We start from the raw sequence: 19550 nt of genomic DNA, 5'->3' as shown, positions 1-19550 counted from the left end.
GTCACCGCCCACCGATCAGGGCGAGCAGTTCGCCCCGGCCTGCCACACCGAGCTTGCGGTAGGCGGTGGTCAGGTGCAGCTCGACCGTGCGGCGGCTCACGCCCAGCACACCCGCGATCTCGGGGTTGGTCATCCCCCGCGCGGCGAGTTCCGCGGCCTTCGCCTGCGCCGGCGACAGCTCGGACAGCCGGCGGGTGCGGTCGTGCGGGACGTCGGCGCCGGCCCGCGCCGCCGCGCTCAGCGCCTCGGCGTGCAGGCGCACGGGCACCGCGCCGCAGGCACGGGCCGTGCGCGCGGCGGCGTCGGCCAGCCGTGCCGCTTCCCGGGTCCGGCCGAGCCGCAGCTCGGCCGCCGACAGCTCCACCTGGGCCTGGACGTGCAGCAGGCGGGCGGGTGACCGGCGCAGCACGTGCTCGGCCTCGGCCAGCGCCCGTGGCTCGAAGGGCTCGCGGCCCCAGCGCGCCGCGGCGAGCCTGGCGGCGCCGACGCAGCTGGCCGTGCCCCACGCGGCGGCCGCCCGGCTCTCCTCCGCGAGGAGGGTCCGGGCCTCGTCGGCGCGGTCCAACCGGACCAGCGCCTCGGCCGCGAGGGGGCGCCAGTCCACCAGCGCCGGGTTGCCGCGCCCCCGCCCGGCGAGCCGGCGCCCGCAGTCGAGCAGGTCGTGCAGCGCCGAGACCGGGTCGCCCGACGCGAGGCTGACGGCGGCGCGGGCGTGCAGGAGGCGTCCACGGCCCGGTCCGGATGCGGGGTCCGCGAGGGCCAGGTGGCGGCGGGCGGCGTCCGGGTCGCCGCGCTCGACCTCCAGCAGCGTGCCGGAGGCGATCAGCATGGCCCGCGTGCGCGCTGGCCACGCCGGCAGCGGAAGCAGCTCCAGGGCGTGGTCGAGGTGCCGCGCGGCCTCGTCCAGGTACCCGGCCCGGCGCGCGGCGTGGGCCAGGTGGTGGGCGATGGAGGCGGCGCTGCCGCGCCGGCCGACGCGCAGGGCGTCGGTCAGCATGTCGGTCAGCACGGCGCGGGCCTCGGCGAGGTCGTCGGTGAGCACGAGCGTGGCGGCGCCGGCCAGCCGGGGCGAGAGGAGCGGCTGCTCCGCGACGGCCAGCGACGCCAGCCTCCGGGCGCGGTGGAGGTCGCGGCCGGCGAGCGCGAGCCGCCAGGCTTCGGCGCCCGCGAGCACCGGGTCCGCCGCGGCCGTGCGGGCGTCGACCCGGTCGTCCACGTCGTGGCCGGCTATCAGGGAGGCGATCCGGCGCAGCTTGCCCAACCCGGCGTCGCCCGGCCGGTCTCCCACCTGGTCGAGCGGCAGCGTCCGGCACACCGCGTCCCCGTCGCCCACGACGAGGAGCAGGTCGACGGCGGGCTGCCGGTGCCGGCCCTCGGACGCCGCGGTGATCAGAGCGCGTCTGGACACGACCGGCCGGTCGCGGCCCTCGGCGCACGCCAGGTCGACCACCAGAGCCGCGCGGGCGGCGGGGTCGACCGGTTCGCCGGCGGCGCGCGCCAGCAGCGCGGCGGCCTCCCTGTCGTGCCCCTCGCGCAGCCTGCGCCGGCCGACGCGGCGCAGCACGGCGGCCGCCCAGGGCGCGCCGAGCGGCGCGGCGCCGAGCAGGAGACGGGCCACCACGTCATCGGGCGCGGCGACGCGGTGGGCGGCCTCGGCGATCCGGGCGTGCAGTTCGCGGCGCACCGCCGGGTCCGTGCCGGCGAGCACCTGCTCGGCGACGTGCGGCGCGAGCCGGGGGCGGTCGCCCGCGGCCGGACCGGCGGCGGTGAGGCCGTTGGCGCGGAGGTGGTCGAGCGCGGCGGCGGTACCCCGCGCCGCGGGTAGCGGGACGGCGTCCCCGGCGACGGCGAGGACGCGGACCACGTCGAGGAGACCGGCGGGCAGGCCGGTGAGCGTGCGGTCGACGACGGCGGCACGGCGGCGCAGCACGGCGGCCTCGACCGCGCGCACGTCGACGCGCGCCCCTGTGTCGCGCAGCTCGTCGAGGGCCGGCACGAGGACCCCGGGCAGGCCGAGCGACGCCTCGACGACGGCGTCGAACCGGTCGTCCGCGCCGGGCAGCCCGAGGCGGTCGCGGCTCACGCGGCGCCCGCCCGCGGCGGTGAGCGGCCGGGGGCGCAGCGGGGTGCACTCGCCGGCCTCCGGGGCGGAGCGACCGGTGCACACCACGGCGATGGGGGCCTGCCGCAGCCGGCGCAGCAGCATCCCGAGCAGGTGGGTGGAGGCCCGGTCGGCCCGGTGGACGTCGTCGACCAGCAGCAGCAGCGGAGTGCGCCTGGCGGTGGCGAGCAGCGCGGAGCACACGTCGGACGACGCGGCGGCCCGCTGCTCGGGCCGCAGGCGGTCCAAGGGCGGCCACCCGGACCCGTCCGGGGCCAGGGACGCGCGCCACTGGTCGACCACGCCCCACTCGACGTCGGTCTCCCACCGCCGGGCGCGGGCCGCGACGGTGCGCACGCCGTGCCCGGCGGCGACGCGGGCCGCGTGCGCGAGGAGCGCGCTGTGGCCGATCGCCGGCGGACCGATCACGGCGACGGCCGCCGACCGGCCCGCGGTCAGGTCGCCGACGACGCGGTCGAGGAGCGAGGTTTCCGCGTCCCGCTCCACCAGTGGTGTCACGGGGTGCTGCTCTGGGTGCGTCGCGGACACCGGTCAGTCGCCCTCCCCGCCGGCGAACACGGTCGCCAGCTCCGCCCTGCCGGTGATGCCCAGCTTGCGGTACGCGCTGGTGAGGTGGACCTCCACGGTGCGGGCGGTGACGAACAGCGCCTCGGCGATCTCGCGGTTGGTCGCCCCGCCCACCGCCAACCGCGCCACCCGCCGCTCGCTGTCCGTGAGGATGTCGGCGCGGTTGCCCGTGAGGTTCCGCATCCGGCCACCTGCCTTGAGGAGCAGCGCCCTGGCCCGGGCGGCGGCGACCGGCGCGCCGCACAGCGTGGCGAGGTCGGCCGCGCGCCGCAGGTGCTCGCGCGCTTCCCGGGTGTCGCCGCGGCGCAGCAGCGCGCTGCCCAGGCGGTGCTCCGCGCGCTGGAGGTCGTACCGGGCGCTCGACGCCTCCAGGACCCGCACCGCCTCGGTCATCGACTCGACGGCCGTGGAGCCCTTCTCGACCGCGGCCCGGGTCAGCAGGACGAGCCCTCGCGCCCGCGGCACGTCCCAGTTCGCGGTCAACCGCTCACCGTGCTCGACGTGGGCCTCGGCTTCGGCCGTGCGGCCCTGGTCGGCGAGCAGGAGAGCCGCTTCGGCCCACCACGGCGCGAACACGGGGTTGGCCACCCCGGCTCCGGCGAGGCTGCGACCGCACCACGACAGGTCGGCCAGGGCACCTTCCGCGTCGCCCAGTTCGGCGCGGGCCGAGGCGCGCGCCATGCGGAACAGGTGGCCGTCGAACAGCAGGTCGTCCAAGCCCGGGTGCTCGACCGCCGCCAGCAGGTCGGCCGCGCGACGCGCGGCGCCTTCCCGCACGAGGACGTGGGCGAGGGTGACGGCCGGCTGGACGGGGTGGGACCGCCGGGTGCGGTGGCGCGACGACTTCAGGGCGAGCCTGGCGTCCACGCCGGCCGACGTGAAGTTGCCCGCGCCGCACAACAGGGTCGCGCGGGTGCCCAGAGCGACGCGGTGCGCCCAGGCCGCGCCCTCCGCGCGGCTGCGCGTGACGAGGCGGTCGACCGCCGTGACGGCCGCGGCGGTGTCGTCCGCGAGGTCGAGCACGAACGCCGACGCCAGCGCCGTCCAGCCGCCGCAGGCCGCCTCGTCCAGCAGCAGGGCCCGCTCGGCGCGGCGGACGGCCCGCTCGACGGGGTGCCCGGCAATCGCGTCCGACACCGCCAGGACGGCCAGCAGTTGTCGTTCGGCCGGGGTGCCGCCGGCGGGCTCGCCGAGCCGGAGCACCCGGTCGCGGGCTTGGCGCACCGTCGACTTCTCGTCGACCGCGGACATGAACAACGAGGCGCGGACGTGGTGGAGCAGTTCGCGGTCCTCCCTCGACGGGGTCGGCCCGGCCGCCTCCACCAGCGCGTCGAGCGCGGTTTCCAGGACTCGCGTGGCGTCGGGCGAGCGCTGGAGGGCCAGCGCGGTCTTCCCGTGCTGCACGGCGATGCGCGCGCGCAGCCTCGGATCGGGCGCGTCGGCGAGCGCGCGGTCGAGGTGGCGCAGCGCTGAGGACGGGTCGTCGTGCGCCAGCAGACCGGCCAGCCCGGCACGCAGGGCGGCATCACCGGGCATGGCGTCGACCAGCGGCAGCAGGAACCGCGCCGCCGCGCGGGGCGCCCCTCGCCGGGCGCTGTCGTCGGCCGCCGCGCGCAAGACGGCGCGCATCCACGGCTTGTCGGGCGCCGGCAGGCGGAGCAGGTGCGACGCGACCACCTCGGCCGGCCGGCCGGCGTCGTTGAGCAGGCGGGCCGCCCGGGTGCGCATGTGGACGACACGAGATCCGGACAGGCCGGTCAGCACCGCCTCGCGGACCAGGTCGTGGACGAAGCCGTCGCCACCGGGCACGAGCAGGCCGGCGGAGCGCAGGAGGTCCGCGGCGCCGGACACGGCGCGGGTGGGCACACCCGACAGCGCGGCGACGAGGTCGGGATCGCCGGTCTCCAGCACCGCGATGGCGCGGGCGACGCGCGCCACCTGCGGGCGCTGCGCCAGCAGCCAGTCGACGACCGAGGTGATGACCACCTCGACACCGACCGCGGGGGCCGAACCGTCCGCGAGCCGCGCGAGCAGGCGCGTCAGCAGCAGCGAGTTCCCCCCGCTCAGCCGGCGGACCTCGGTCAGCACGCCCTCGTCCACGGAGTCGCCCAGGGCTTCGGTGACGAGCCGGTCCACGGCGTCGGTGGGCAGCGGCCCGAGGTCGATGGTGGTCGTGCCGGCGCCGAGGAAAGCGCCGCGCAGCACCGTGATCGGGCGGATGAGCGGTGTGCGCGCGGTCAGCGCGAGGCACAGCGGCCGATGCCAGGAGCGCCGGATCAGGTAACCGAGCCAGTCCAGCGAGTCCTCGTCGGACCAGTGGAGGTCGTCGACGGCGAGGACCAGCGGCCCGGACGCCATCAGGTCGGCCGCGCGCCGGTACAGGTAGTGCATGATGGCGGGAGCGTCGGGCTGCCCGGGCAGCCCGCTGGGACAGCCGAGGAGGTCGCGCGCCACGCCGTAGGAGACGTTGCGGAGTTCCGGATCGCAGCGTGCGCGGAGAATCGTGGTCCCCGCGGGAACGACCGCGGTGTCCAGCACCTCGTCGAGCAGCCGGGACTTCCCGACCCCCTCGTCCCCGCGGATCATCAGCAATTGCCGCACGCCGACCTCGACGGCTTCGACGCGGCCGCGAGCCGAGGCGCACTCGCGCTCACGGCCCAGCAGTCGCCCACCTCGACCTGCCGCGCGATCGAGCGTTCGGGGTGTAGACACCTCGACGACCTCCGACCACTGTGCGAACGATGTCCCAAGAGATATCGCAATAGCTGAACGAATTCCGTCGATAACCTATCGTAGCCATCCGAGCACGATGTGTAAAGGCGACCGGATGCCCCTTCAGGCAACCTCGGCCCAGGTCAGCGAGTCGCGACCGAGGTCACGACACCCCCTTCCGCGAATAGCGGAGGCTTCGCCGCCGCCGTGCGCAATTCGCGGAAGGACGGGTCGGGCACACGAGACGGAGCACCGCGACCGGATCGCGCCACCCCTGCCGACCGAATGGGAAGTCCCGACATTTCATTCCGAGGACACCTGTTCGACACACCGATCACCACCGACCGCGGCGCCGGACGACGGGCCCGGCTTCCCACCTGTGTTATCGGGTTTGCGGGTCCGGCCTGCCCATCGCCTGCCGCCGCACCACCACGAGCGAACTCCCCCGGATGAACGGACTTCTGCGGGCGTGCGGATCCGGGCGTGTTCCGTGATCGCCGTCAAGGTCACCGGTGAGGTGGCGCTGCGCAACAGAGCACCACCAGCCCGATAGGACCCCACCAGCACAGCGGCTGCGGCCTGCTGGAGGAGCCCGGTTCGCCGAGTCCTCCCCCCTGCTCGGCGGCGGGCTTCGCCTGGCCGGCGCGCACGGCTTCTTCCCCGGGACCGGCTCCGGTGCGGTGGTGGGCCGGGTGCTCGCCCGGCCCACCACCGCCGACCGCTACTGGTGCCCCTCGTCGGCGCGTTGCCGCCGCAGGTGCTCCCGTTCCGCGTCGCCGTCGGGCTCCTGGTCCAGCCCTTGGTGGATCTTGTCCACTTTCTCGTCGGGCAGGTGCGGGGCCAGGAGGGGCACCGCGGGGTCCACGACCGCCTCGACCACCACCGGCCGGTCGGCGTGGAACGCGTCGTGCCACGCCTTGCCCACCGCTTCCGGTGAGTCGACCCGGATGCCGCGCAGGCCCAGCAGCTCGGCGTAAGCGGCATAAGGGAAGTCCGGGACGCGTTGCGAGGTGGGGAAGCGCGGGTCGCCCTCCATCTCGCGCTGCTCCCAGGTGACCTCGTTGAGGTCGCGGTTGTGCAGCACCAGCACCACGAACCGCGGGTCGGCCCAGTCGCGCCACCGGTCCGCGACGGTGATCAGCTCCAGCAGGCCGTTCATCTGCATCGCGCCGTCACCCACCAGGGCGACGACCGGCCGGTCGGGCGCGTCCAGCTTGGCCGCCAGGCCGTAGGGCAGGGCGCAGCCCATGGACGCGAGGTAGCTGGAGGTGTGGGCGGGCACGCCGGCCGGCAGCGCCAGGTGGCGGGCGAACCAGTAGGTGGCCGAGCCGACGTCCACCGCCACCCGCACGTCGAGCGGCAGGTGGCCGGACAGCTCGTGCACCACCAGTTCCGGGTTGAGCGGGTCGGCAGGGGCTTGGGCGCGTTCGCCGGCGATCCGCCGCCACGTGGCCACGGAGGTGAACACCCGCTGCTCCCACCGGCGGTCGGGGTTGCGGTGGAGCAGCGGCAGCAGTGCCCGCAGCGTCTCGGTGGCGTCCCCCACCAGCGGGACCTCGACCGGGTACTTGCTGCCGACCACGCGGGCCTCGACGTCGATCTGCACGGCGCGCGCCTGGCCGGGTTCGGGGTAGAACTCGGTCCACGGGTCGTTGCTGCCGACGATGAGCAGCGCGTCGCAGCCGGCCATCAGCTCGGCCGAGGCGGTGGTGCCCAGGTGGCCCATCACGCCGGTGTGCCAGGGGGCGTCCTCGGGGATCACCGGCTTGCCCACCAGGGATGCCGTCACCCCCGCACCCAGCGCTTCGACCACCTGGGCGACCTCGCGCTCCGCGCCTGCCGCGCCGCGCCCGACCAGCAGCGCCGGCCGCCGCGCCGCGTTGAGCACTTCGGCGGCGCGGCGCAGGTCGTCGGTGCGCGGCAGCACGCGCGGCCGGGCCACGACCGCCGAGGACGGCACCACGCCGTGGGTGTGCGGCAGCTCCTCCACCGCGTCGGCGCGCTGCACGTCGTGCGGCACGATCAGGCACGTCGGCACGCGCTCGGAGATCGCGGTGCGCATCGCGTTGTCCAGCAGGACCGGCAGCTGCTCGGGCGCGGACACCGTCTGCAGGTACTGGCCGCAGACGTCCTTGAACAGCGTGTGCAGGTCCACCTCCTGCAAGTAGCCCGTCCCCAGTGCCGTCGACACCACCTGGCCCACGACCGCCACCACCGGGCGGTGGTCCAGCTTGGCGTCGTAGAGCCCGTTGAGCAGGTGGATCGCACCGGGTCCCTGGGTGGCCAGGCAGACGCCGACCTCGCCGGTGTACTTGGCGTGACCGGTGGCCATGAACGCGGCCATCTCCTCGTGCCGCACCGGCACGAACTCCGGATCGCCGCCGGCCCGGTGCAGGGCGGCCAGGATCGGGTCGATGCCGTCGCCCGCGTAGCCGAACACCCTGGGCACGCCCCAGGTCCGCAGGCGCCGGACGAGCGCGTCGGCGACGGTGCCGCTCATGCGACGTCCAGGACGGTCTTGAGCCAGCCCTCTTCGCGCCGGTCGAAGGTCTCGTAGGCCTCGACCGCGTTGACCGGCTGCTCGTGCTGGGTGATGAACGCGGTGGGGTCGACCACCCCGCTGACGACCAGGTCGAGCAGTTCGGGCAGGTAGCGGCGGTGGTTGCAGTTGCCCATCTTGACGGTGAGGTTCTTGTTCATCGCCTCGCCGATGGGGAAGGCGCTGAAGCCGGGCGGGTAGACGCCGATGATCCCGATGCTGCCCGCCTTGGCCACCGCTTCCACCGCCCACCTCAGGGCCTGGCTGGGCGCGTCGCCGGGCACCCACTGCTCCCCGGCGGGGTCGGCGTCGGGAGCGGCCTGCCGCCGTTCCTGCTCGAACCGCTCCGCCTGCTGCTCGGCCCGCTCGGCGGCGGGGCCGGTCTTCGGGCGCTGGGCGTCCACGCCGACGGCCTCGATGACGCGGTCGACGCCGATGCCCCCGGTCAGCTCCTTGACCAGGGCGACCGGGTCCTCCCGGTTGAAGTCGACGGTCTCGGCGTTCTGCTCGCGCGCCTTGTCCAGGCGGGAGGCGATGCCGTCGACCGCGAACACCCGCCCGGCGCCCTGCCGCTTGGCGGAGGCGATGGCGAACTGCCCGACCACTCCGGCGCCCAGCACCAGCACGCTGTCGCCCTTGCGGACCTCGGCCAGCCGGGCACCGAACCAGGCGGTGGGGAAGATGTCGGACAGCAGGATCGCCTGGTCGTCGCTCACCGCGTCCGGGACGCGCACCAGCGTCGTCATCGCGAACGGCACCCGCGCGTACTCGGCTTGGAGGCCGTCCACCGGACCGGTCGTCTCCGGCCCGCCGAAGAAGCTGGTCCCGGCGGTCGGCCCGTTCGGGTTCGCCGTGTCGCACTGCGCGTAGTAACCAGACCGGCAGTAGGAGCAGGTGCCGCACCCGATGGTGGAGGTCACCACCACCCGGTCACCGGGTGAGAAACCGCGCACCGCCGGGCCGACCTCTTCCACCACGCCCACGGCCTCGTGGCCGAGGACCGTGCCCTCCACCATGCCGGGCATGGTGCCGCGCACCAGGTGCAGGTCGGTGCCGCAGATCGCGCTGCGCGTGATGCGCACGATCGCGTCACTGGGCTCCAGGATCTTCGGATCGGGCACCGCCTCCAGGCGGATGTCCCCGATCCCGTGCCACACCACTGCCTTCATGCCGTCTCCTCCGTCGTCGTCCACGGACGGCTTCCCGTGCTGTGGGTGGCGAAACGCCACCCACAGCCGGTCGACCGGATCGACCACCCGGTGGGCATCGGACCGGTGACTCGTGCACCACTTCCAGCTCGCTCACGCGGGCGCCCCTCACCGGACCGGCGGGTACTGGGCCTGCTTGAGCAGCCGCGCCAGGTGCACGGCGTTGCCCGCCGGCTTCTCGTTGGTCGAGGCGACCGCATCCGGGGTCTCGTCGAGGTCGAGGTAGTCCTTCGGGTTCATCGCCTCGTTGTTCCAGTAGGTGCCGTCGCCGGTCGGGATGGTGAAGCCCACGTCGTTGAGCGCCTGGAAGCAGTCGGCGACGATCTTGTGCGCGCCGTCCTCGTTGCCCACCACCGCCACCACCGCCACCACCGCGACCTTGCCGCACATCGACGGGCGGCCCTGGTCGCCGTCGCCCATGTCGGTCTCCACGCCGGGGCGCACGTCGAAGTCCACCACGCGGACCAGGTCGCCCTCGACCGGCTCAACCCGGCACGGCGGCGGTGAGGCGCCGGTGCGCACCCGCGGTGGCAGGTCGACCCGACCTCGCTGACCGAACGTGCGCGCCACCGGAACAGGTGATCCGAGTTGCCGGTCCCCGGCGGACGGGCTTCACTCCGGTGACCGGTCGAGACTGGGGATCAGGATGCGTCCACGGCTGCGTGCCGACGTGCGGTACGTGAGGAGCCCGGACGGGGTGTACGTGCACGGCTTCGCCGGCGCCTGCACGCTGACCGGCAGCGCGAGCTACGAGTGGCTGGACCGCCTGGCTCCGTTCCTCACCGGCGAGCACGTGCTGGGCGACCTCGTCGCGCCGTTGGGACCCGACCAGCGGGCGGCACCGTCGGGTGGGACGGGCGCGTAGGACCTCCCGGCCACGCCAAAAGTGAGGGATGATCATGTCATCCAAGTCCGTCGATGCCGACCGGTGGGTGCTGGCGGCTCGCATCGCCGACGCGTTGAAGTCCCACCTGATCTGACACCCCCGTCGAATCAGCACGGGTCGGATCAGCGCGGGTCGCAGGGCGCCCGGGCGGCCCGGCAGTGGACCGGTCCACCCTCCGGTCGTCAGGGCATGCGGGCCGCGACGGCGGCGGCCAGGGGCTCCAGGCGGGCGCGCATGTCGGCGGGCGTCCAGTCCGCGTTGCCGTTGGTGAGGCCGCAGCTGATCTGGACCTGGTGGACCCCGTGCGTGAACTCCAGGGTGAAGGCGGAGGCGACGACCCCGAACACGGCCCCGTCGCCAAGACCGGGGATGTCGACCGCGCCGGCCACGTCGCGACGGTCTTCCGCCATCGCCTTCCGCGCCGCCGCCGCGTCGGGGTGCAGGGTGACCGTGACCTTGGGCGACATCGCCCCGTCCATGTAGGTGGCCCCCTCGGGGGCAGGCCGCTCGCGGTCGAGCGCGGCGGTGGTCCGCCTGCACGTCCTGGTGATCGGACCCACGGGCGTCGTGCGGTACGTGCGGTCGACGTTGGTGGGGTCGACGACGTAGCCCACCGCGTCCTGGAAGTCCGCTCCGGTGAACACCGCGCAGGCGTCGGTCACCGCCTTCCGGTCGCCGCCGCCCGGCTCACCGAGGTCCGCGGCCGGGCTCGGCCCGTTGGGCACCCCCTTGACGACGGCGTCGACCAGCGCGGTGAGCGTGGGCTCGGGGATCGCGGGCTTCTTGTTCCCCCAGAAGAGGTTGAGCCTGAAGCGCGTGTTGCGGACCCGGCCGAACACCTCCGCGCCACCGTCCCCGTCCTGGACGGCGACGTTCTCGATGCCGGGCAACGACCGGCCCCGCTCGACGGGCCTCTGCTCGACCACACCGTCCTTGGCGTACTGCTCCAACTCCAGCGACAGGGTGCGGAACACCGCCTTCTCGTAGTCCACCGGCCTGATGTCGCAGAGCGATCGCGCCGAGAAGGGCCACGTCGGCGGCGACGCCGGGTCGGCCGTCGGCAGGGGGTCCATGAAGGACTCCTGCACCAGCAGGCCGTCGTTGCCGATCGGTCCGATCCGGTTGGCCACGCTCGACGGGTCGAGCAGGCCGCAGGCGTTCACGTACTGGTACTCGCCGAGGCAGTACTCGCCCGAACAGCCGGCGCCCTCACCCACACCGCCGCTACGTCCGCCACCAGGAGTCCCTTCACCCTCACCGCCCAGGACCAGCCAGGCGGTGACGCTCCCGGCCACCAGCACCGCGATCACGACCACGACCACCCACACCATCCGGCTCGTGCGTCGCGGCGGCGGCGGCGGGGTCGATGACCACCCCGGCCCACCGTGCACCGGTCCAGCCGGGTAGGCGGGCCAGGACTGCGGCCCGTGACCCGGCCCCGGTCCACCCGGGACCTGCGGGTACGGCGACGACGACATGCCGGACACTGGATCACCCATCCCCTGAGGAGCATCGACTCGCTGAACACCCGTGCGCAACGGGCTTCGACGGCTCGACCCGGCCACGGGTTCCACCGTCGTTGACAGTGGTCATCCGTCGAGCCCCCGGATGCGATCGGCGAAGCGGTAAGTAGCAGCTGTCGACACCCTCATGCGCAAGCTCGGTCATCGGCGCTACGGCGTGCACAGCTCCGACCACGGCGCGATACTCGCCCGCGAACTCGCATCCTCCGGTTCGCGGTCGCGCGTGCGGATCAGCGACACCACCCCGCTCCGGACCATTCCTCCCGGTTCTCGAATCGCCGGGAACCGGATGCCGCCCACATCCGACCAGTGAGCAGATCCTCCCTTCGTCCCCACCAGAGGTGCTCCGTGTCCGCTCCACCGATCGACGTCGTGCGAACCGACGAGCCCTCTGGCTCGGCCCGGGTGTCCGTGGTGCCGCTGCTACGCCGGTTGCACTTCTACGCCGGGGTGCTGGTGGCCCCGTTCCTGGTGGTCGCGGCGTTCTCAGGGCTGCTGTACGCGTTCGCGCCGCAGCTCGACGCCGTGCTCTACGACGATGTGCTGGAGGCGTCGTCGACCACCGGTGCACCGCGCCCGCTGGCCGACCAGGTAGCCGCCGCCCAGGCCGCGCTGCCCGACGGCGCGGTCACCGCCGTGCTCACCGCCGACGACCCCGACGCCACGACACAGGTCGTGTTCTCCCTCCCCGGTCTGCCCGAGGGCTCCAACGAGACCGTCTACGTCGACCCCCGCACCGCCCAGGTGCAGGGCCGGCTGACCACCACGTTCGGATCCACCCCGGCCACGACCTGGTTGGGCGGCCTGCACCGGCACCTGCACCTGGGCGAACCCGGCCGCCTGTACTCGGAGCTGGCCGCGAGCTGGCTGTGGGTGCTCGCCCTCGTCGGCGTGGTCCTGTGGCTGGTTCGGCAGCGCACCGCCCGCCGCAGGGTCCGCGCGGTGTTGACGCCGGAGGGTGGCGCGAAGGGCGTGCGCAGGACCCGCTCGTGGCACGGCAGCCTCGGCGTGTGGGTGCTGCTCGGCGCGCTGTTCCTCTCGGCCACCGGTCTGACCTGGTCCACCTACGCCGGCGAGAACTTCAGCGCCGCCCTGACCGCGCTCGACGCCGGGACCCCCGCCCTGGACACCAGCCTGGGCGGCGACGCGGCGGCCACCGGCTCGGACGGCCACTCCGGACACGGCGAAGCGTCGCAGGACTCGCAGCCGGTGGACCCGGCGACGTTCGACCGGGTGCTCGTCGCCGCCCGCGGCGCCGGTCTGGACGGCCCCCTGCAGCTCGGCGTCGCGGCCGAGCCGGGCACCGCGTGGACCGCCGCCCAGATCGACAACACCTGGCCGATCCGCCTGGACAGGGTCGCCGTCGACCCTGAGGCCGCGGCGGTGAGCGCACGATCCGACTTCGCCGACCGACCGCTGTTGGCCAAGCTGTCGTCACTGGGCATCCAGGCCCACATGGGCCGGCTGTTCGGCCCGGCCAACCAGGTCGCGCTGTTCCTGCTCGCCGCGGGGCTGATCACGCTGATCGTGCTCGGCTACCGCATGTGGTGGCAGCGCCGTCCCACCCGCGCCGACCGCCGCGCCCCGCTCGGCGCCGCGCCGAAGCGCGGAACCTGGCAGCACCTGCCGCTGTGGTTCGTCATCCCCGCGCCGCTCGTGCTCATCGCCATCGGCTGGGCCATCCCCCTGCTCGGCCTGAGCCTGCTCGCCTTCCTCGTCCTCGACGGGTTGATCGGCCTGGCCTCCCGCGCACGCACCTCACCACGCAGCCGGTAACCGCTCGCCCACCCGCGTGTGCCCTGCCCGTGCCGCATCGACCACGAGTGGCACGGGCAGGGCACACGCGGTGTCCTGGTTCAGCCCCGCCTCTGCTTGAGCCCGACGAGGACGCGTTCCTGGAGGTCCTGCCAGACGACGCCCGCGCGCCTTCGGGCCACAGCGTCGCGCGCAGCGCGAGCGCGTCGGCCAACCCCGGCTCAGCCTCCGCGGCCTCCCTGGATTCCGCACCGCCGGCCGGCGCGCGGTCGCGCCGGTCGAGGGCGATGGCGCCGCCGTCGGAGTGGTCGCCGGTGGTCCCGGCGAGCAGCTGGGCCAGGGCGAGCCACAGTTGGACGATGGGGCGACCGCAGCGGGGTCCAGGCCCGGCGCCAGGGCGGTGTGGCGGGGTGGGGCGGCGGCCGGCACGGCGTCGACGAATTCCGGGCCCGGTCCTGCCGGCCGGACCCGGATGGACCTGGTCAGCGCCTGTGCGCCTGCCTGCCGCCGGGTGCAGGCGGGGCACTGCGCCAGATGCGCGTCCGTCTCGGCGGCGGGCACGGGCTCGACCTCGCCGTCAAGGCGGGCCGAGAGCGCTTCACGGCAGGATCGGCAGTCCACGCACCAACAGTCGCTCCATTCGGCTCACGAGTTCCCCACGAGGTGTGGTTACGATCCGGAATCGTGACAGCACCCGATGACGAGGGCACCCGCTGGGCACTCGCGGCGCGCTCCGGCGACCGCGACGCCCTGGAGCGGTTCGTCCGCGCCACCCAGCGCGACGTGTGGCGCTTCCTCGCCCATCTGACCGATGTGGGGCTGGCGGACGACCTCGCGCAGGAGACCTACGCCCGCGCCCTGCCCAGCCTGCGCCGCTTCGCCGGCCGCTCCTCGGCACGCACCTGGCTGCTGGTCATCGCCCGCCGCGTCGTGGTCGACCACATCCGCACGGCGCAGTCACGACCCCGGCTCTCCTCCGGCGCCGACTGGGCGCACGAGGCCGACCGCAAGGCCGCCGACCCCGGCTTCGAGGACACCGTCGCGCTGAACGCGCTGATCGACACGCTCAGCCCCGACCGCCGCGAGGCCCTGGTGCTCACCCAGATCCTGGGCCTGTCCTACGCCGAGGCCGCCGACGTGGTCGGCTGCCCGGTGGGCACCATCCGCTCCCGCGTCGCCCGCGCCCGCGACGACCTGCTGCGCGCCGCCGGCGACGAGGCCACCGAAGCGGGGTGAGCCCCGGGGCGCCGGCGGGAACCAGAACGCCCTTCCGCGCGACCACCTCTACGTCGGCTTCCCACGTTGAGACCGACAGGGACAGAGGTGGGGACGGGGGCACGAGGAACCCCCGCCCCCACCTCGGAACGTCGCACGCCCCTCGTCCCGGCACTACGATCAGCACCACAGACGAGGAGCGGACCACACGATGACAGCGGTACCAGACCAGCACCCCTCCACCGCGGGGTCCGCGGTTGCCGGGCAGGCTGCCGCGGGGGACCTGCGGGACTTGTTCGGGCAGTCCATCGCCGTGTTCGCCGCGCTGGCGGGGTCGGCGCACGTGGTGGAGGCGGCGAACCCGGCGTTCTTCGCCACCATCGGCGAGCACCGGGCGCGCACCGGCGTCCCGCTGGCGGAGTTGATGCCCGAACTGGCTGGTCAAGGCTTCATCGCCCTGCTCGACGAGGTCTACCGCACCGGTGAGCCCTACACCGGTCGCGACGTGCGGATCGTGCTCGACACCGGCCCGCACGGCCGGGAGGCGTTCTTCGACTTCACCTACGAGCCTCGGCGCGACGGCGAGGGCGAGGTCGTCGGGATCCGGGTGATCGGTGTGGAGACCACCCAGGTCAAGCACGCCCAGCACCTGATGGCCGAGCACCGCGCCCTGCTGGAGCAGATCGCCCGGCAGGCGCCGCTGACCGAGGTCCTCGACGGGATGGCCCGCTGCATCGAAGACCTGGCGCCGCAGGAAGTGCTCGTCTCGGTCCTGCTCGCCGAACCCGACGGGCTGCACCTGCGCCACGGGGCCGCGCCCAGCCTGCCCGACTTCTACAACCAGGCCATCGACGGGATCGCCACCGGCGAGGGCGTCGGCTCGTGCGGCACGGCCGCCCACCGGCGGGAGTCGGTCGTCGTCACCGACATCGCCACCGACCCGTTCTGGGACGACTTCCGGGGCCTGGCCGACCGGGCCGGGCTGGCCGCGTGCTGGTCCACGCCGATCCTGGCCCGCGACGGGAGCCTGCTGGGCACCTTCGCCATGTACCACCGCAGCCCGCGCGCCCCGCAGGACTCCGACCTCGCCCTGGCCCGCGTCTTCGCCGGCACCGCGGCCCTGGCCATCGAACGTCACCACACCGAGCAGGCCCGTCGCGACGCCGAGGCCCGCGTCGAAGCGGCCCACGCCGAGCTGACCAAGGCGATGCGCGCGGAGCAGAAGCTGCGCGCCGAAGCCGAGCAGCGCGCCACCGCCGCGGCGGAGCTGGCCGAGCGGATGCGCGCCGCCGAAGCCGCGCAGGCCGCCGTGCCGCACCCCCGGCAGTGCGCGCTCGGCGGCGCCGACGGGTGCGCGGCGCCGGCCGAGCTCAAGATCGCCGACGCCTGGGGCGACGCCGCGTGGGGCTGCCACGACCACGCCGAGGAAGCCCTCCTCAACGTGCGGTCGGCGTTCATCGCCAACGAAGAACTCGGCGGCCTGACCGCCTACATCAACCGCCGACCCGCCCGAGCACGGCACGCGGGAGATCCCCGCACCGGGTGAACACCCGCCACGCGATCGGCATGTCGGCGGCCCCGCTCGACCAGTTTCTTCGGGCCGTAGAAGGCGATCTGCGCGCCCTGGTTTCAGCCGCACGTGCCCCCGTTCGCCCATGAACCCCACGAACGCGCGCCTGATGTCGTGGGCGTTCACCGCGGCCACCGGCCGGAGCACTCGTGCGATCGTCGCGGTGTCGGCATGACCGGGCGTCCTTCCCGGGGCGTATCAGGCGACGGAGGAGGGGTGCTCCCCGCCGGTGGCGGCGTCGAGGCGGGCGCGGGCGCGGTGGACGGCGTACTCGTGGTCGGCGAGCTTGGCCCCGGCGCCGTGGCGGCCGTGGTACATCACCAGCCGCACCTGCTCGCGTTGCAGTTCGCGCAGCGCCTTGGCGGCCTCGCGGCCGTGGGCCTTCTTCACGGCCTTGCGGGCGCGGCGGCGGGCGAGCAGCGAGGGCAGGTTCGCCCGCTCCTGCGCCGTGATCAGGTCGTCGGAGACGAAGTGGTCGGCCAGCACCTTCAGGTAGCTGCCCTCCTCCTTGCCCGCGAGCCGCCAGATCAGGTAGCCCACCACGGCCACCGGCACGGCCTTGATCAGGACGCTGGGGAAGAACCCGAGGTCGGTGAAGAACGGCGAGTTCCAGAAGAAGTGCAACGACCAGGCGACGACGAGCGCGCCCGCGGCCACCGCCAGCCGCTGCGCGACGGGCTTGTGCCGGCGGGTCAGGAAGTAGCCGATGCCGAACGCCGAGATCGACGTGTACATGGCGTGGCTCCAGATGCCGCTGACGATCCCGCGCGACCCCAGGACGAGCGCCACGGGCAGCACCTCGTTGTCCATCGGGAACGCGATGGCGGCGTTGAGCGAGTAGGACAGGTCCTCCAGCACCTGGAAGCCCAGGCCGACCATCGCGCCGGTGACCACGACGGACAGGACGGTCGGGAACTGGGTGCGCGCGATGAGGACCAGCAGGACCACGCCGAGGTACTTCAGCGGCTCCTCGATGGTGGGTCCGGCCAGCGCCGCGCCCCAGTCGCTGCCGTACTGGGGCCCGCCGAGCTTGGCGGCCAGCGAGAAGATCGCGGCGTTGGCCGGGACGGCCAGGTAGGTGGCGGCCAGGCCGCCCCAGGCGAACGCCATCACGAACCCGAGCGGCGGGTGCTGCTCGAAAACGTCCAGCGACCGGAAGAACAGCAGCGCCGGGATCGTGTAGAGCGTCCAGACCACGATGCCGAACAGCACCGCGGTCGGCACGATCCGATAGGCCGTGAGCAACTGCGTGGTCTGGAAGAACAACCCGTTCGCCACTAAGAACACGAACAGCCAGAACGCCGCGCGACGGGGCTGCCAGAAGCTGTCGACGCCCACCGGCGCCAGAAAGCGGGTGGGTCCACCGGTGGTCGTCACGCGCCCGCTCCCGTCATCCGGATGCTGTTGGTCATTTCGTCGAACGGGCCGGAAACCCGCTGGGCGGTTTCCGGGACGCTGGAGGCGAAGACCACCACGGCCAGGTCGGCCGCGTCGTCGACCGCGACCCAGGCGGAGCCCTGCGTGGTGGGCCCGGTGTACCCCAGGCGCGTGCCGGTCAGGCCGCCCTCGGTGCGGAAGGGCGCACCGTCGCCGATCACCCGCAGCGAGTTGGCGTCGATGGTGCGCCGAGTCCGCTCCACCTCGGCGTCCAGGCTGTCGTCCCACTCCTTGACCTGCACGCTGAAGCTGCCGCCCTGCGCGGCGACGGCCGCTTCGCTGCCCGGCGTCGTGTTCTCGCGGACCAGGGACCACCCGTCGGCCGGCACGAAGGTCACGCCCTTGCCGACGTCCACCGTCGTGCCCGGGGCGACCTCCTCCGCGCCGGAGGTGTTCGAGTCGACCACGACCAGCGCGCCGACCAGCAGCACGATCACCGCGAACACGACCGCCGACCCCAACCAGGTCCGGTACGGCTCGCGCCGGGGCAACTCCGGCATTTCCGCCGAACCCGGACCCACCGCTCGTGTCATACCGGCACCTCCCTGATCAGACACCCGATCGGCACTTGGTCAAGAATTATGTGCAATCACAACGACCACCACCACACGAGGAGAATGACCTGAACCATGTGAAGATCCATTACGGAGGTTCGCCGGCCCGATTCACATAACCCAGAAACAGCGCATTCGCATGATGAACGAGGAAAAATCACCCACGCAGTAGTCCGGAATTTCCGCGAACCCGTTCAGGACATGGGTCGGCCTCAGGTCACAGCAGGCCGCGGCGGTACGCGGCGACGAGGCGGCGGGGCACGGTGAGCTTGCGGCCGTCCAGGGTGGTCACCGGCACGAGGTCCGGCGCGGTGGCCTTCCACTGCGAGCGGCGGTGGCGGGTGTTGCTGCGCGAGGTCTTGCGCTTGGGGACGGCCATGTCAGCGGTTCCTCTTGCCGTAGCGGCGGTTGAACTTCTCCACGCGGCCCGCGGTGTCCATGACGCGCTGCGCGCCGGTCCAGAACGGGTGCGAGTCGGACGTGATGTCCACGGTGATGAGCGGGTAGGTGTTGCCGTCCTCCCAGTCGATCGTGCGGGCGGACGTGGCCGTGGACCGGGTCAGGAACGCCTTCCCGGTCGCCTGGTCCTGGAAGACCACCGGGTGGTAGTCGGGGTGGATGCCCTGCTTCACAACTCCTCCATCTCGTCGTGCCGCTCGGCGCGGGGGTCGGGGTTGCCGGGTGCTCGAACCACCCTCGGCAACCACGTGCGCTAGCCTAACGGAAACGATTGTCGTTTCAAACTGGAGGTAGCGTGTCCTCACGGCACTGCCAGGTCACCGGGCGCAAGCCCGGCTTCGGCAAGCAGGTCTCGCACTCGCACCGGCGCACGTCCCGGCGTTGGCTGCCCAACACCCAGCGGCGCCGGTTCTGGCTGCCCTCGGAGAACCGGCACGTGGTGCTGACCCTGTCGACCAAGGGCATCAAGACCGTGGACAAGCGGGGCGTCGAGGCCGTGGTGGCCGAGCTGCGCCGCCAGGGGGTGAAGGTCTGATGGCCAAGTCCACCGACGTCCGACCGATCATCAAGATGAGGTCGACCGCGGGCACCGGCTACACCTACGTGACCCGCAAGAACCGCCGCAACGACCCCGACCGGCTGGTGCTGCGCAAGTTCGACCCGGTCGTGCGCCGCCACGTCGACTTCAAGGAGGAGCGCTGATGGCCAAGAAGTCCAAGATCGCCAAGGACCGGCAGCGGCGCGAGGTCGTCGCCCGGTACGCCGAGCGGCGGGCGGAGCTGAAGGAGGTCGTCCGCACCGACCCCGAACGGCGCGACGAGGCCGTCAGGGCGTTGCAGAAGCTCCCGCGCGACGCCAGCCCCACCAGGCTGCGCAACCGCGACACCGTCGACGGCAGGCCCCGCGCGGTGTTCCGCGCCTTCGGCCTGTCGCGCATCCGCCTGCGCGAGATGGCCCACCGGGGCGAACTCCCCGGTGTGACCAAGTCCAGCTGGTAGGAGGA

General features: G+C 73.7%; 18 protein-coding genes. 7 read left to right on the top strand and 11 right to left on the bottom strand.

Annotated features, from left to right (window positions below; genetic code table 11):
• Position 1: 1 nt before the first annotated feature.
• The 5 genes from AB0F89_RS23540 to AB0F89_RS23520 all read right to left on the bottom strand — a co-directional run bounded on the left by AB0F89_RS23540 (position 2) and on the right by AB0F89_RS23520 (position 9682).
• The gene (locus tag AB0F89_RS23540) at positions 2-2620 is read right to left on the bottom strand and encodes an AAA family ATPase (RefSeq protein WP_367127728.1); all 2619 of its coding nucleotides are present in this window, start codon (positions 2618-2620) and stop codon (positions 2-4) included.
• Between the two features lie 33 nt (positions 2621-2653).
• Positions 2654-5401, bottom strand: a complete 2748-nt coding sequence (locus AB0F89_RS23535) for an AAA family ATPase (RefSeq protein WP_367127727.1) — start codon at positions 5399-5401, stop codon at positions 2654-2656.
• Positions 5402-6122: 721 nt separating this feature from the next.
• A complete protein-coding gene (locus tag AB0F89_RS23530; protein ID WP_367127726.1) occupies positions 6123-7901 on the bottom strand; it encodes a thiamine pyrophosphate-requiring protein in 1779 nt (592 codons plus the stop codon).
• Positions 7898-9109, bottom strand: a complete 1212-nt coding sequence (locus AB0F89_RS23525; RefSeq protein WP_367127725.1) for a zinc-dependent alcohol dehydrogenase — start codon at positions 9107-9109, stop codon at positions 7898-7900. The genes AB0F89_RS23530 and AB0F89_RS23525 overlap by 4 nt, the downstream gene beginning before the upstream one ends.
• A gap of 147 nt (positions 9110-9256) precedes the next feature.
• Complete coding sequence (locus AB0F89_RS23520) at positions 9257-9682, bottom strand: hypothetical protein (RefSeq protein ID WP_367138986.1); 426 nt, start codon at positions 9680-9682, stop codon at positions 9257-9259.
• A gap of 145 nt (positions 9683-9827) precedes the next feature.
• Here AB0F89_RS23520 and AB0F89_RS23515 point away from each other — a divergent pair, with 145 nt between their 5' ends.
• Entirely contained in the window at positions 9828-10013 is a 186-nt protein-coding gene (locus tag AB0F89_RS23515) for a hypothetical protein (protein WP_367127724.1), read from the top strand.
• Positions 10014-10216: 203 nt separating this feature from the next.
• On the opposite strand, the gene AB0F89_RS23510 is transcribed toward AB0F89_RS23515, so the two are convergent.
• The gene (locus AB0F89_RS23510) at positions 10217-11365 is read right to left on the bottom strand and encodes a hypothetical protein (RefSeq protein ID WP_367127723.1); all 1149 of its coding nucleotides are present in this window, start codon (positions 11363-11365) and stop codon (positions 10217-10219) included.
• Positions 11366-11905: 540 nt separating this feature from the next.
• Here AB0F89_RS23510 and AB0F89_RS23505 point away from each other — a divergent pair.
• Positions 11906-13333, top strand: coding sequence for a PepSY-associated TM helix domain-containing protein (locus AB0F89_RS23505; protein ID WP_367127722.1), 1428 nt, complete (start codon positions 11906-11908; stop codon positions 13331-13333).
• On the opposite strand, the gene AB0F89_RS23500 is transcribed toward AB0F89_RS23505, so the two are convergent.
• Positions 13316-13933, bottom strand: a complete 618-nt coding sequence (locus AB0F89_RS23500) for a zf-HC2 domain-containing protein (protein WP_367127721.1) — start codon at positions 13931-13933, stop codon at positions 13316-13318. The genes AB0F89_RS23505 and AB0F89_RS23500 overlap by 18 nt on opposite strands.
• A 63-nt stretch (positions 13934-13996) precedes the next feature.
• Between AB0F89_RS23500 and sigC the strand changes: the two genes are divergently transcribed.
• Together sigC and AB0F89_RS23490 are read left to right on the top strand one after the other, a co-directional pair.
• Entirely contained in the window at positions 13997-14548 is a 552-nt protein-coding gene (gene sigC, locus AB0F89_RS23495) for an RNA polymerase sigma factor SigC (protein ID WP_367127720.1), read from the top strand.
• Positions 14549-14738: 190 nt separating this feature from the next.
• Positions 14739-16073: a GAF domain-containing protein gene (locus AB0F89_RS23490; protein WP_367127719.1), complete on the top strand. Its 1335-nt coding sequence runs from the start codon at positions 14739-14741 to the stop codon at positions 16071-16073.
• A gap of 222 nt (positions 16074-16295) precedes the next feature.
• On the opposite strand, the gene AB0F89_RS23485 is transcribed toward AB0F89_RS23490, so the two are convergent.
• From AB0F89_RS23485 to AB0F89_RS23470, 4 genes are all read right to left on the bottom strand, one after another.
• Positions 16296-17474, bottom strand: a complete 1179-nt coding sequence (locus AB0F89_RS23485) for a PrsW family intramembrane metalloprotease (RefSeq protein ID WP_367127717.1) — start codon at positions 17472-17474, stop codon at positions 16296-16298.
• Entirely contained in the window at positions 17471-18067 is a 597-nt protein-coding gene (locus AB0F89_RS23480) for a hypothetical protein (RefSeq protein ID WP_367127716.1), read from the bottom strand. The genes AB0F89_RS23485 and AB0F89_RS23480 overlap by 4 nt, the downstream gene beginning before the upstream one ends.
• A 238-nt stretch (positions 18068-18305) precedes the next feature.
• Positions 18306-18467, bottom strand: coding sequence for a 50S ribosomal protein L32 (rpmF, locus tag AB0F89_RS23475; protein ID WP_367127715.1), 162 nt, complete (start codon positions 18465-18467; stop codon positions 18306-18308).
• A gap of 1 nt (position 18468) precedes the next feature.
• Positions 18469-18720 (bottom strand): type B 50S ribosomal protein L31, encoded by a 252-nt coding sequence (locus tag AB0F89_RS23470; protein ID WP_184916285.1) that lies wholly within the window; start codon positions 18718-18720, stop codon positions 18469-18471.
• 122 nt (positions 18721-18842) lie between these two features.
• On the opposite strand from AB0F89_RS23470, the gene rpmB reads away from it, so the two are divergent.
• From rpmB to rpsN, 3 genes are read left to right on the top strand one after another with little or no spacing between them, the layout of a single operon-like run.
• On the top strand, positions 18843-19082 hold the full coding sequence (rpmB, locus tag AB0F89_RS23465) for a 50S ribosomal protein L28 (RefSeq protein ID WP_367127714.1): 240 nt from the start codon (positions 18843-18845) through the stop codon (positions 19080-19082).
• A complete protein-coding gene (gene rpmG, locus AB0F89_RS23460) occupies positions 19082-19249 on the top strand; it encodes a 50S ribosomal protein L33 (protein ID WP_053715063.1) in 168 nt (55 codons plus the stop codon). Before rpmB ends, rpmG begins: the two co-directional genes overlap by 1 nt.
• Positions 19249-19545: a 30S ribosomal protein S14 gene (rpsN, locus tag AB0F89_RS23455; RefSeq protein ID WP_367127712.1), complete on the top strand. Its 297-nt coding sequence runs from the start codon at positions 19249-19251 to the stop codon at positions 19543-19545. The genes rpmG and rpsN overlap by 1 nt, the downstream gene beginning before the upstream one ends.
• Positions 19546-19550: the final 5 nt, after the last annotated feature.

The sequence above is a fragment of the Saccharothrix sp. HUAS TT1 genome (assembly GCF_040744945.1).
GTDB lineage: Bacteria > Actinomycetota > Actinomycetes > Mycobacteriales > Pseudonocardiaceae > Actinosynnema.
This window is presented reverse-complemented; position numbering and strand designations above follow the sequence as displayed.

Coding starts and splice junctions, on each gene's coding strand:
- AB0F89_RS23530 (WP_367127726.1), bottom strand. CDS start 7,901: ATGAGCGGCACCGTCGCCGACGCGCTCGTCCGGCGCCTGCGGACCTGG.
- AB0F89_RS23525 (WP_367127725.1), bottom strand. CDS start 9,109: ATGAAGGCAGTGGTGTGGCACGGGATCGGGGACATCCGCCTGGAGGCG.
- AB0F89_RS23510 (WP_367127723.1), bottom strand. CDS start 11,365: ATGGTGTGGGTGGTCGTGGTCGTGATCGCGGTGCTGGTGGCCGGGAGC.
- AB0F89_RS23490 (WP_367127719.1), top strand. CDS start 14,739: ATGACAGCGGTACCAGACCAGCACCCCTCCACCGCGGGGTCCGCGGTT.
- AB0F89_RS23480 (WP_367127716.1), bottom strand. CDS start 18,067: ATGACACGAGCGGTGGGTCCGGGTTCGGCGGAAATGCCGGAGTTGCCC.
- rpmF (WP_367127715.1), bottom strand. CDS start 18,467: ATGGCCGTCCCCAAGCGCAAGACCTCGCGCAGCAACACCCGCCACCGC.
- rpmG (WP_053715063.1), top strand. CDS start 19,082: ATGGCCAAGTCCACCGACGTCCGACCGATCATCAAGATGAGGTCGACC.
- rpsN (WP_367127712.1), top strand. CDS start 19,249: ATGGCCAAGAAGTCCAAGATCGCCAAGGACCGGCAGCGGCGCGAGGTC.